Genomic DNA, 12385 nt, shown 5'->3' on the forward strand with positions numbered 1-12385 from the left:
GCCGGCTATCCATTCAGTATAGATGTCCGGCAAAACAGACTCGTACAGAGTCAGGGGAGAGCGGTGGGAGAAAAGGGCCGGCAGAACCGGCCCCGACGTTGGCACCGGGCGGTTTCCCGCCCGGTTGGCGTATTACATCGTTTGAGTGAAGGTACGAGTAATGACGTCCTGCTGTTGCTCTTTGGTCAGCGAGTTGAAGCGCACGGCGTAACCGGAAACGCGGATGGTCAGCTGAGGGTATTTCTCAGGGTTTTCCATCGCATCCAGCAGCATTTCGCGGTTCATCACGTTGACGTTCAGGTGCTGGCCGCCTTCGATGGAGGCTTCATGGTGGAAGTAACCATCCATCAGGCCCGCCAGGTTGGCTTTACGCACGTCGTCGTCTTTACCCAGCGCGTTCGGCACGATGGAGAAGGTGTAGGAGATCCCGTCTTTCGCGTAGGCAAACGGCAGTTTGGCTACCGAGGTCAGGGAGGCTACTGCGCCTTTCTGGTCGCGGCCGTGCATCGGGTTGGCACCTGGGCCGAACGGTGCGCCTGCGCGGCGGCCATCCGGGGTGTTACCGGTTTTCTTACCGTACACCACGTTGGAGGTGATGGTCAGTACGGACTGAGTCGGTACCGCATTGCGGTAGGTGCGCAGTTTCTGAATTTTCTTCATGAAACGTTCCACCAGGTCGCAGGCGATGTCATCGACGCGAGCGTCGTTGTTACCGAACTGCGGATACTCGCCTTCCACTTTGAAGTCGATGGCCAGGCCGTCTTCGTCGCGAATGGTGGTGACTTTCGCGTACTTGATGGCAGACAGGGAGTCGGCCGCCACGGACAGACCGGCGATGCCGCAAGCCATGGTGCGATAAACGTCACGGTCATGCAGCGCCATCAGCGCAGCTTCGTAGCTGTACTTGTCGTGCATGTAGTGAATGATGTTCAGCGCGGTCACGTACTGCTTGGCCAGCCAATCCATAAAGTGGTCCATGCGCGCCATGACTTTGTCATAGTCCAGCACTTCGTCCATCATCGGCGCTTCTTTCGGGCCGACCTGCATTTTCAGTTTTTCGTCAACGCCGCCGTTGATGGCGTACAGCATGGTTTTCGCCAGGTTGGCGCGGGCGCCGAAGAACTGCATTTGTTTACCGACGATCATCGGGCTGACGCAGCAAGCGATGGCATAGTCATCGTTGTTGAAGTCAGGGCGCATCAGGTCGTCGTTTTCGTACTGAACGGAAGAGGTGTCGATGGACACTTTCGCCGCGAATTTCTTGAAGTTCAGCGGCAGCTTCTCAGACCACAGGATGGTCATGTTCGGCTCCGGAGACGGCCCCATGGTGTACAGGGTGTTCAGGAAGCGGAAGCTGTTTTTGGTGACCAGGGTACGGCCGTCGACGCCCATACCGGCCAGGGATTCCGTTGCCCAGATTGGGTCGCCGGAGAACAGCTCATCGTACTCAGGGGTACGCAGGAAGCGCACCATACGCAGTTTCATCACCAGGTGGTCGATCAGTTCCTGCGCTTGCTCTTCGGTCAGTTTGCCCGCCTTGATGTCGCGCTCGATGAACACGTCGAGGAAGGTGGATACGCGGCCGAAGGACATGGCGGCGCCGTTCTGGGATTTCACCGCGGCCAGGTAGCCGAAGTAGGTCCACTGCACCGCTTCTTGCGCGCTGGTGGCCGGGCCGGAGATGTCGTAACCGTATTTAGCGGCCATCTCTTTGATCTGAGCCAGAGCGCGGTGCTGTTCAGCGATCTCTTCGCGCAGCTGGATGGTCATTTCCAGATCTTCGCCGTTTTCCAGTTTTTCCTGCAGCGATTTGAACTGGTTCAGTTTGTCGGCCATCAGGAAGTCGATACCGTACAGCGCCACGCGGCGGTAGTCGCCGATGATGCGGCCACGGCCGTAGGCATCTGGCAGACCGGTCAGCACGCCGGACTTACGGCAGTTCAGGATGTCTTTGGTGTAAACGTCGAATACGCCCTGGTTGTGGGTTTTACGGTATTCGGTGAACACTTTTTTCAGCTGCGGATCCAGTTCGCGGCCGTACACTTTGCACGAACCTTCGACCATTTTGATGCCGCCGAACGGGATCAGCGCGCGTTTCAGAGGGGCGTCGGTCTGCAGACCTACGATGGTTTCCAGCTCTTTGGCGATGTAACCCGCGTCGTGAGAAATGATGGTTGAAGCAACGTTGGTGTCGAAATCAACCGGCGCGTGAGTGCGGTTTTCCAGTTTGATCCCTTCCATAACCTTGTCCCACAAGGTGGTGGTGGCTTGAGTTGCGCCAGCCAGGAAGGATTCGTCACCCTCATAAGGCGTGTAGTTTTTCTGGATGAAGTCACGAACGTTGACTTCATTCTGCCAGTCACCCTTGCTGAAACCTTCCCAAGCGTTGGCTAATTTCTCGTTAAGTTCGGTCATTGTACACCTACCTTTGATTGTGGATTTCTAACTCTGCGCGCGGTAACTCACAGCTTAGTGCTGTTCGCGGCCCCCGCGCAGATAAATTACCCAGTAAGTCAACCCAACCAGCAGACCGCCGCCGATGATGTTGCCGATGGTGACCGGAATCAGGTTGTCGATGATGAAATTGCTTACTGTCAGATGAGCGAATTGCTCAGGTACCGCCCCTACGGCTTGCCAGAACTCCGGCGTGGCGAAGTGTTTGACCACGATGCCCATAGGGATCATAAACATGTTGGCGATGCTGTGTTCGAAGCCGCTGGCGACAAACATCCCGACCGGCAGCACCATGGCGAGCATCTTGTCGGTCAGAGTGCGGCCGGAGTAGCTCATCCAGACCGCCAGGCAGACCATCAGGTTAGCCAGAATGCCGAGGCACACGGCTTCGATAAAGGTGTGATGCAGCTTGTGGTCTGCGGTTTGCAGGACATTCAGGCCCCACTGGCCGTTGGCGACCATATACTCGCCGGAGAACCAGATCAGCGCCACGAAGAACAGCGCGCCGACCAGATTGCCGAGATAAACGTTCAGCCAGTTGGCACCCAGCTGGCCCCAGCTGATGCGGCCGCTGGCCTTGGCGATGACGATAAGTACGGTAGAGGTGAACAGGTCAGCGCCCGACACCACCACCAGCATTAACCCGAGAGAGAAGCAGATGCCGCCGACCAGTTTCGCCAGCCCGAAAGGCACGCCGGCGGTGCCGGTGGTCGCCGTGATGTAGAAGACGAAGGCGATGGAAATGAAGACACCGGCGGTGATCGCCAAATAAAACGTTTTCAGCGGATGTTTGGTGGCTTTATACACGCCGGCATCTTCAGCGATTTTCGCCGTGGCCGCAGGTAAAATCAGATCGAAGGGGCTGTCAGTTTTCAAACTAACTCTCGCTCTTAAGGGTTAAAACAACGCAATGAGATACTAGCAAAGCAGTATAGGGGAAAATTTGATTTGGATCATAAGGCGGGGAAGTAGAGCGGCAAAATGGCGTGTTTTTTGTGTGGTTTTTATGGTTAATTTATTGATTTTTAAGTAAAAACATTTTTTTAATGTTTGCAAAATTTTTTGAATTCACCGGGTGGACGGCGTAGGGTAAAGTTAAATTTTTAGGCGTTTTGTCGCCGCGCAGCGCTGAAAGTTTAATTATCGGTTAATTATTATTTCACCGTCCGGCAACAATTGACGGTTTATTTATTTTTATGGTCGTTTAACCGCCAATTTTCCGGCGAGAAAATAAAAGCGAATGCGTTGAAATACACCGCAAAAATGAAAACGCCGCAGCGAAGTGCGGCGTTTGGCAGCAGGGGTACTCCCAAAGTGGCAGTACCCCCTGATGATGCTTAGGCCTTGGCCCAGTGGCGGCGTTTGGCCGCCTGCAGCTTCTCGTAGGCCGCCAGCAGCGCCTGATGGGCCGGCAACGCCTTCAGATCGGCATCGACGGCGAACAGCCCGTTGAAGCGCGCTTCACCGCTGATGGCGGCGGAGGCGGCGTCGACCGCTTCCTGGCCGTACATCTTCACGAACGCGGTGTAGTACTGCGCCGCTTCGCGTTCAGGCTCCTGCGCCAGCAGCAGCAGCGTTTGCAGACAGCGGTAGTAGTTGCTGCGCGCCGGGCTCAGCACCGAGGCGTTGAAGTCCTGCGTCCATTCGGTCCAGATCAGCGCCTGATCCAGATCGCCGCCCGCCAGCGCCAGCATCGACTTCAGCTCGCCCACGCGCAGGGTATGCCAGGCGTTGTCTTTGCCGCTGGCAATGCCCAGCAGTTCGCGTACGCGGGTGAAGTCGTCCAGCCCTTCGTCGTCCAACTGCTCGATCAGCGCCAGGTACTCTTCCGGCTCCCACTCGCTGCCCGGCAGCGCCAGCAGCGTATCGCGCAGGTGCGCGCCCATGCTGTTGTTGGCCAGCAGCAGGTCTTCCGCCGGATAAATGTCGGACATGCCCGGCACGATGATGCGGCAAGCGTAGACGCCCAGGTGCTCGTAGTCGGCGATGTACACTTCCGCGTCTTCTTTGTCGAAGATGCTCATCAGGGTGGCGAACTCTTCCTGCGTGCTGCCGCTGAAGTTCCAGTCAACGAACGGGTAATCGGCGTCCTGTTTGAACAGATCCCAGGAGATCAGGCCGCTGGAGTCGATGAAGTGCGTTTCCAGGTTGGTGTGTTCCGCCACTTCTTCGTCATCGAAGGTCGGTGCGGTGAACACGTCGAGATCTTTCAAGCTGCGGCCCTGCAGCAGTTCGGTTACCGTGCGCTCCAGTGCCACGCCGAAGTCCGGGTGCGCGCCGAACGAAGCGAAGCAGGTGCCGTTGGTCGGGTTGAACAGCACCACGCAAATGACCGGGTAGTTGCCGCCCAGCGAGGCGTCATAGGAGAGGATCGGGAAACCTTCCTCTTCCAGCTTGGCGATGGCTTCCACCACGCCCGGGTAACGGTTCAGCACGTCGTCCGGGATCGCCGGCAGGCTGATGGATTCGGCGATGATGCGGTTTTTCACATAGCGCTCGAACACTTCCGACAGGCCCTGCACGCGCGCTTCGTTGGCGGTGTTGCCAGCGGACATGCCGTTGGAAACATACAGGTTGCCGATGATGTTCATCGGGATGTACACGGTTTGCTGATCGGACTGACGGGTAAACGGCAGCGCACACACGCCGCGATCGGCGTTGCCGGATTGCAGATCGACAAGATCGCTGGCGCTCAGCTCTTGCTGCGGATCGTAGAAGGCGTGCAGGCGTTCGTCGAGGATGCCGGCCGGCAGCGCGTCGTCTTCAGGGATCGGGAACCATTTCTCATTCGGGTAGTGCACGAAATCGCCTTCGGCAATCTGCTTGCCCAGATAGAAATCGGCGAAGAAGTAGTTGGTGGACAGGCGCTCGAAATATTCACCCAGCGCGGAGGCCAGCGCGGCTTTTTTGCTGGCGCCTTTGCCGTTGGTGAAGCACAGCGGGCAATCGCGATCGCGAATGTGCACTGACCACACGTGCGGCACCGGGTTCAGCCAGGAGGCTTCTTCGATGTTGAAACCGAGATCGCTCAGTTTCTGCTGGAAACGGGCGATGGAGTCTTCCAGGGCGGCGTCTTTACCGGGGATAAAAGTTTGCGTCATTGTCTTCACTTTTTGCGCGTACTAAAAACGCGCAATGATACGGGGTTTTACGCTGGAGCTCCACGTATTCCTAAAGCGGCGGCAAAGTCACAGTTTTTTTAAGGATAAAGGCCATAATTCAGCGAGTTATCTGTCACGGAGAAATCTAATGAAATCAGTGAAACTCAGCGCGTTACCCCTCCTGTTGACCGGCTTCAGCGCCTCGGCGCTGGCGCTGCCCAACATCACTCTGCTGGCGACCGGCGGCACCATCGCCGGCGGCGGCGATTCGGCGACGAAATCCAACTATACGGCGGGCAAGCTGGGCGTCGAGGCGTTGGTCGATGCGGTGCCGGCGCTGAAAAACATCGCCAACGTGCAGGGGGAGCAGGTGGTGAACATCGGTTCGCAGGACATGAACGATCGGGTCTGGCTGACGTTGGCGAAGAAAATTGACGCCGACTGCGGCAAGACCGACGGCTTCGTCATCACCCACGGCACCGATACGCTGGAAGAGACGGCCTACTTCCTCGATCTGACGGTGAAGTGCGATAAGCCGGTGGTGCTGGTGGGGGCGATGCGGCCGGCGACGGCGATGAGCGCCGACGGCCCGTTCAACCTGTATAATGCGGTGGTGACGGCGGCGGATCCGCAATCGGCCAACCGCGGGGTGCTGGTGGCGATGAACGACACCGTGCTGGATGCGCGCGACGTCACCAAGACCAACACCACCGCCGTGCAGACCTTCCAGTCGCCAAACTACGGCCCGCTGGGGTATATCCACAACGGCAAGATCGATTACCAGCGCTCGCCGCAGCGTAAGCATACCCGGGATACGCCGTTCGACGTCAGCAAGCTGAACGAACTGCCGAAGGTCGGCATCGTCTACAACTATGCCAACGCCTCCGATGCGCCGGTCAAGGCGCTGATCGCCGAAGGCTATCAGGGCATCGTCAGCGCCGGGGTCGGCAACGGCAACCTGTATAAAACGGTGTTCGACACCCTGGCGACGGCGGCGCACAACGGTGTGGCGGTGGTGCGTTCATCGCGCGTGCCAACCGGCGCCACCACCGAAGATGCGGAAGTGGACGACGCCAAGTACGGCTTTGTTGCCGCCGGCACGCTGAATCCGCAAAAAGCGCGCATTTTGCTGCAGCTGGCGCTGACGCAAACCAAAGACGCGAAGCAAATCCAGCAGATGTTCAATCAGTACTGATCGTTTTCTCTTCTGCGGGGGCCGGCCGGGCTCTCGCAGCCATCTTGGCTGAATACAGCATAAAACACCGCGTTAACCCGATGAATTTCCCCATGTCGCAGGGTTTTATCGTCCAAACAATCGCGACGGCCGCAGAGCCTGTCATCACCCGGCGCGGCCGTTTGCCGCCGACGGGTGAATAAGCGTTGCAGCCATGGGGCGTGAGTGATAAAACCGATGGGTTGGTTAACGCGAGCGTTAACTTCGGGCGTCTTTTCGACAGGTCGCTTTTCTGCGGCGAACAGTGAATGTGGTGAGGGGAAATGACTCAGGTTTATAATTTTAGCTCTGGCCCGGCGATGCTGCCGGTGGAAGTGTTGCGTCGTGCGGAACAGGAACTGTGCAACTGGCACGGTTTGGGCACGTCAGTGATGGAGATCAGTCACCGCAGCAAAGAATTCATCGCCGTTGCCGAGCAGGCGGAACAGGATCTGCGCGATCTGCTGAAAGTCCCCTCCAACTATAAAGTGCTGTTTTGCCACGGCGGCGCCCGCGCGCAGTTCGCCGCGCTGCCACTGAACCTGCTGGGCGACAAGGCCACTGCCGACTATATCGACGGCGGCTATTGGGCGCACAGCGCCATCAAGGAAGCGGAAAAGTATTGCGCCCCGAACGTCATCGACGTGAAAACCCGTATCGACGGCCTGAGCGGCATCAAGCCGATGAAAGAGTGGCAGCTCAGCGACGACGCGGCTTATGTCCACTATTGCCCGAATGAGACCATCGACGGCGTGGCCATCGATGAAACGCCGGACTTCGGCGACAAGGTGGTAATCGGCGATTACTCCTCGACCATCCTGTCCCGCCCGCTCGACGTCAGCCGTTTCGGCGTGATTTACGCCGGCGCGCAGAAAAATATCGGCCCGGCCGGCCTGACGCTGGTGATCGTACGCGACGATCTGCTGGGTAAGGCGCGCAAAGAAGTGCCGTCGATCCTCGACTACACCGTGCTGGCCGAAAACGACTCGATGTTCAACACCCCGCCAACCTTCGCCTGGTACCTGTCCGGGCTGGTGTTCAAATGGCTGAAAGAGCAGGGTGGCCTGGTGGAGATGCAAAAACGCAATCAGGCCAAGGCCGAACTGCTGTACGCGACCATCGATAAATCCGACTTTTACCGCAGCCAGGTGGCGATCGCCAACCGTTCCTGGATGAACGTGCCGTTCCAGCTGGCCGATGCGGCGCTGGACAAGGTGTTCCTCAGCGAAGCCGAAGCCATCGGCCTGCAGGCGCTGAAAGGCCACCGGGTAGTTGGCGGGATGCGCGCTTCTATTTACAATGCCATGCCGCTGGCCGGCGTGCAGGCGCTGACCGACTTCATGGCCGACTTCGAACGTCGTCACGGTTGATTCCGTCAACCCGCCCGACGCGGGCTGCTCAGGCTGTTGTCCTTTTGCATTAAAGCGGCTCCGGCATTATTCCGGAGCCGTTTCGTTTATCAGAATTGGAGAGTTTTGTTCACATGGTGGATTCCCTGACGTTACACCCGGTCGCCCTGGTCAATGGCACCGTCAACTTACCCGGCTCCAAGAGCGTTTCTAACCGCGCTCTGCTGCTGGCGGCGCTGGCGAAAGGAACGACCCGGCTGACCAACCTGCTGGACAGCGACGACGTGCGTCATATGCTGAACGCGCTGCAGGCGTTGGGCGTGAACTATCAGCTTTCCGCCGATCGCACCGTGTGCGAAGTGACTGGCGTGGCCGGGCCGCTGGTGGCCGGCCAGCCGCTGGAACTGTTCCTCGGCAACGCCGGGACGGCGATGCGCCCATTGGCGGCGGCGCTGTGCCTCGGCGAAGGCGACGTGGTGTTGACCGGCGAACCGCGCATGAAAGAGCGCCCGATCGGCCATTTGGTGGACGCGTTGCGCCAGGGCGGGGCGCAGATTGATTACCTCGAGCAGACCGATTACCCGCCGATTCGCCTGCGCGGCGGCTTCCAGGGCGGCGACGTCACCGTTGACGGCAGTGTCTCCAGCCAGTTCCTGACCGCGTTGCTGATGACCGCGCCGCTGGCGCCGCAGGATACGCAGATCCACATCAAGGGCGAGCTGGTTTCCAAGCCGTACATCGACATCACGCTGCATCTGATGCGCACCTTCGGCGTATCGGTGAGCCACGACAACTACCGGGTGTTCCATATCCAGGGGCGTCAGACGTATATCGCGCCGGGCGATTACCTGGTTGAGGGCGACGCTTCTTCCGCCTCTTACTTCCTGGCGGCGGCGGCTATCAAGGGCGGCACCGTGCGCGTGACCGGCATCGGCCGCAAAAGCGTGCAGGGCGACACCAAGTTTGCCGACGTGCTGGAGAAAATGGGCGCGCGCATTACCTGGGGCGACGATTTCATCGAATGCAGCCGCGGTGAACTGCGCGGCATCGACATGGACATGAACCACATTCCGGACGCGGCGATGACCATCGCCACCGCGGCGCTGTTTGCCGAGGGGCCGACCACCATCCGCAATATCTACAACTGGCGGGTGAAGGAGACCGACCGCCTGGCGGCGATGGCCACCGAGCTGCGTAAAGTGGGGGCGGAAGTGGACGAAGGCGAAGACTACATTCACGTCGTGCCGCCGGCCAAACTGCAGTTTGCCGAGATTGGCACCTACAACGATCACCGCATGGCGATGTGTTTCTCGCTGGTGGCGCTGTCGGATACTCCGGTCACCATTCTCGATCCGAAATGCACCGCGAAAACCTTCCCGGACTATTTCGAACAGCTGGCGCGCATCAGCCAGCCGGCGTAACCCGTCAAACCGTTTATTTTAAGGCCCCTTTGTGGGCCTTTATCATTTTTAACCTTTGGCGACCGGCGTTTCTTCTATACTTTTTCGCGGTTGTGCGCTTATTTTCAACAACCGGACAGTTCCAGGGTAACAGATCGCCGTAGGGCAGCGTATAATACGCCACCGTATTTGCCCCTGATTGGGCAGGTGACAGAGAGTGCGGCGCGCGGGCCTTGAGCCGAAGCGCACCGTGTCTCTGTGAGGTTTTCTACCTGAAGGAGAGAGAAATGACGGCTACAGCCCCGGTGATAACCGTTGATGGACCAAGTGGCGCAGGCAAAGGCACGCTGTGTAAAGCGTTGGCCGAGTCCCTTGGTTGGCGTTTGCTGGACTCCGGCGCGATCTATCGCGTGCTGGCGCTGGCGGCGTTGCATCATCAGGTGGATATCACTTCTGAGGAAGCGCTGGTTCCGCTGGCCGCACATCTCGATGTTCGCTTCGTTGCCCAGGACGGCAAGCTGCAGGTGATTTTGGAAGGTGAGGACGTCAGCAATGAGATCCGCACCGAAACCGTCGGCAACACCGCGTCGCAAGCGGCGGCGTTTCCGCGCGTGCGCGAGGCGCTGCTGCGCCGCCAGCGTGCATTCCGCGAGGCGCCCGGCCTGATTGCCGATGGCCGCGACATGGGCACGGTGGTGTTCCCGGACGCACCGGTCAAGATTTTCCTCGACGCCAGCTCGGAGGAGCGCGCGCACCGCCGCATGCTGCAGTTGCAGGAGAAGGGCTTTAATGTTAACTTTGAACGTCTTTTAGCCGAGATAAAGGAACGGGACGACCGTGACCGTAATCGGCCTATCGCGCCTCTGGTGCCCGCTTCTGACGCCCTCGTGCTGGATTCTACCAGCATGTCGATCGAAGAAGTGATCCGGCAGGCGTTGACGTATGCACAGAAAGTGTTGGCGTTGCCGCAGCAATAAGCGCGGCGGCGCTATTGGCTTTTTGTCATATTTGTCATAGCGGTATCGCAATATATCGGGTAAAATTTTACCCCTGTAACCTTAAACCCTGTCGGCATGGAGCCAATGGCGGGGTATGTGAAACAACCCCATTCGGCGGGACGCTAAATGGACGTTAAACTAAAGAACCCTGAAGATTAACAACATGACTGAATCTTTCGCTCAACTCTTTGAAGAATCCTTAAAAGAAATCGAAACCCGCCCGGGTTCCATCGTTCGTGGCGTCGTTGTTGCTATCGACAAAGATATCGTACTGGTTGACGCCGGTCTGAAATCTGAGTCTGCCATCCCGGCTGAGCAATTCAAAAACGCCCAGGGCGAGCTGGAAATCCAGGTTGGTGACGAAGTTGACGTTGCTCTGGATGCTGTTGAAGACGGCTTCGGTGAAACCCTGCTGTCCCGTGAGAAAGCTAAGCGTCACGAAGCTTGGATCACGCTGGAAAAAGCATACGAAGAAGCTGAGACTGTAACCGGTGTTATCAACGGCAAAGTGAAGGGTGGCTTCACCGTCGAGCTGAACGGCATCCGCGCGTTCCTGCCAGGTTCCCTGGTTGACGTGCGTCCGGTACGTGACACTCTGCACCTGGAAGGCAAAGAGCTTGAGTTCAAAGTCATCAAGCTGGATCAGAAGCGCAACAACGTTGTCGTTTCTCGCCGTGCGGTTATCGAATCCGAGAACAGCGCTGAGCGCGATCAACTGCTGGAAAACCTGCAGGAAGGCATGGAAGTTAAAGGTATCGTTAAGAACCTCACTGACTACGGTGCATTCGTTGATCTGGGCGGCGTAGACGGCCTGCTGCACATCACTGACATGGCTTGGAAACGCGTTAAGCACCCAAGCGAAATCGTCAATGTTGGCGATGAAATCACTGTTAAAGTGCTGAAGTTCGACCGCGAGCGTACTCGTGTATCCCTGGGCCTGAAACAGCTGGGCGAAGATCCATGGGTTGCTATCGCGAAACGTTACCCAGAAGGCACCAAGCTGACTGGTCGTGTAACCAACCTGACTGATTACGGCTGCTTCGTAGAAATCGAAGAAGGCGTTGAAGGTCTGGTACACGTTTCTGAAATGGATTGGACCAACAAAAACATCCATCCGTCCAAAGTTGTTAACGTGGGCGACGTAGTGGAAGTGATGGTTCTGGACATCGATGAAGAGCGTCGTCGTATCTCCCTGGGCCTGAAGCAGTGCAAATCCAACCCATGGCAGCAGTTCGCAGAAACCCACAACAAGGGCGACCGCGTTGAAGGTAAAATCAAGTCTATCACTGACTTCGGTATCTTCATCGGCCTGGACGGCGGCATCGACGGCCTGGTTCACCTGTCTGACATCTCCTGGAACGTTGCAGGCGAAGAAGCAGTACGTGAATACAAGAAAGGCGACGAAATCGCAGCGGTTGTTCTGCAAGTTGACGCAGAGCGCGAGCGTATCTCCCTGGGCGTGAAGCAGCTGGCTGAAGACCCGTTCAATAACTACCTGTCTATGAACAAGAAAGGTGCTATTGTTACTGGTAAAGTCACTGCAGTTGACGCCAAAGGTGCTACAGTTGAATTGGCAGGCGGCGTAGAAGGTTACCTGCGTGCATCTGAAGCCTCTCGCGACCGCATTGAAGATGCAACTCTGGTTCTGAACGTAGGTGACGAAGTTGAAGCTAAATTCACCGGCGTTGACCGTAAGAACCGCGTTGTAAGCCTGTCCGTACGTGCTAAGGACGAAGCTGACGAGAAAGACGCCATCGCAACTGTTAACAACAAACAGGAAGAAGGCAACTTCTCTAACGCAATGGCTGAAGCTTTCAAAGCGGCTAAAGGCGAGTAATGACGGGGGGCGGTTTCTGACCGCCCCGATACG

Annotated in this window: 8 protein-coding genes; 5 read left to right on the plus strand and 3 right to left on the minus strand. The window is 57.6% G+C overall.

Translation table 11 applies throughout. From position 1 onward, the window contains the following. Window positions 1–132: 132 nt before the first annotated feature. The 3 genes from pflB to ycaO all read right to left on the minus strand — a co-directional run bounded on the left by pflB (window position 133) and on the right by ycaO (window position 5555). On the minus strand, window positions 133–2415 hold the full coding sequence (pflB, locus tag QOL81_RS11170; protein ID WP_016928324.1) for a formate C-acetyltransferase: 2283 nt from the start codon (window positions 2413–2415) through the stop codon (window positions 133–135). A 54-nt stretch (window positions 2416–2469) separates the two neighbouring features. Continuing rightward, a complete protein-coding gene (focA, locus tag QOL81_RS11175; protein WP_019454548.1) occupies window positions 2470–3330 on the minus strand; it encodes a formate transporter FocA in 861 nt (286 codons plus the stop codon). Window positions 3331–3791: 461 nt separating this feature from the next. Next, on the minus strand, window positions 3792–5555 hold the full coding sequence (gene ycaO / locus QOL81_RS11180) for a 30S ribosomal protein S12 methylthiotransferase accessory factor YcaO (protein ID WP_060421733.1): 1764 nt from the start codon (window positions 5553–5555) through the stop codon (window positions 3792–3794). Between the two features lie 148 nt (window positions 5556–5703). Here ycaO and ansB point away from each other — a divergent pair, with 148 nt between their 5' ends. The 5 genes from ansB to rpsA all read left to right on the plus strand — a co-directional run bounded on the left by ansB (window position 5704) and on the right by rpsA (window position 12352). After that, window positions 5704–6750, plus strand: coding sequence for an L-asparaginase 2 (gene ansB, locus QOL81_RS11185; RefSeq protein ID WP_060421737.1), 1047 nt, complete (start codon window positions 5704–5706; stop codon window positions 6748–6750). Window positions 6751–7052: 302 nt separating this feature from the next. After that, window positions 7053–8138 carry a 3-phosphoserine/phosphohydroxythreonine transaminase gene (gene serC / locus QOL81_RS11190; RefSeq protein ID WP_033637853.1) on the plus strand — a complete coding sequence of 362 codons (1086 nt, stop codon included), beginning with the start codon at window positions 7053–7055 and terminating at the stop codon, window positions 8136–8138. 113 nt (window positions 8139–8251) lie between these two features. Continuing rightward, entirely contained in the window at window positions 8252–9538 is a 1287-nt protein-coding gene (gene aroA / locus QOL81_RS11195; RefSeq protein ID WP_060421740.1) for a 3-phosphoshikimate 1-carboxyvinyltransferase, read from the plus strand. Window positions 9539–9804: 266 nt separating this feature from the next. Then, window positions 9805–10494, plus strand: coding sequence for a (d)CMP kinase (gene cmk / locus QOL81_RS11200; protein WP_004928270.1), 690 nt, complete (start codon window positions 9805–9807; stop codon window positions 10492–10494). Window positions 10495–10678: 184 nt separating this feature from the next. Beyond that, complete coding sequence (gene rpsA, locus QOL81_RS11205) at window positions 10679–12352, plus strand: 30S ribosomal protein S1 (protein WP_004928267.1); 1674 nt, start codon at window positions 10679–10681, stop codon at window positions 12350–12352. Window positions 12353–12385: the final 33 nt, after the last annotated feature.

The sequence above is a fragment of the Serratia sp. CC22-02 genome (assembly GCF_900182895.1).
GTDB classification, from domain to species: Bacteria; Pseudomonadota; Gammaproteobacteria; order Enterobacterales; family Enterobacteriaceae; genus Serratia; species Serratia nevei.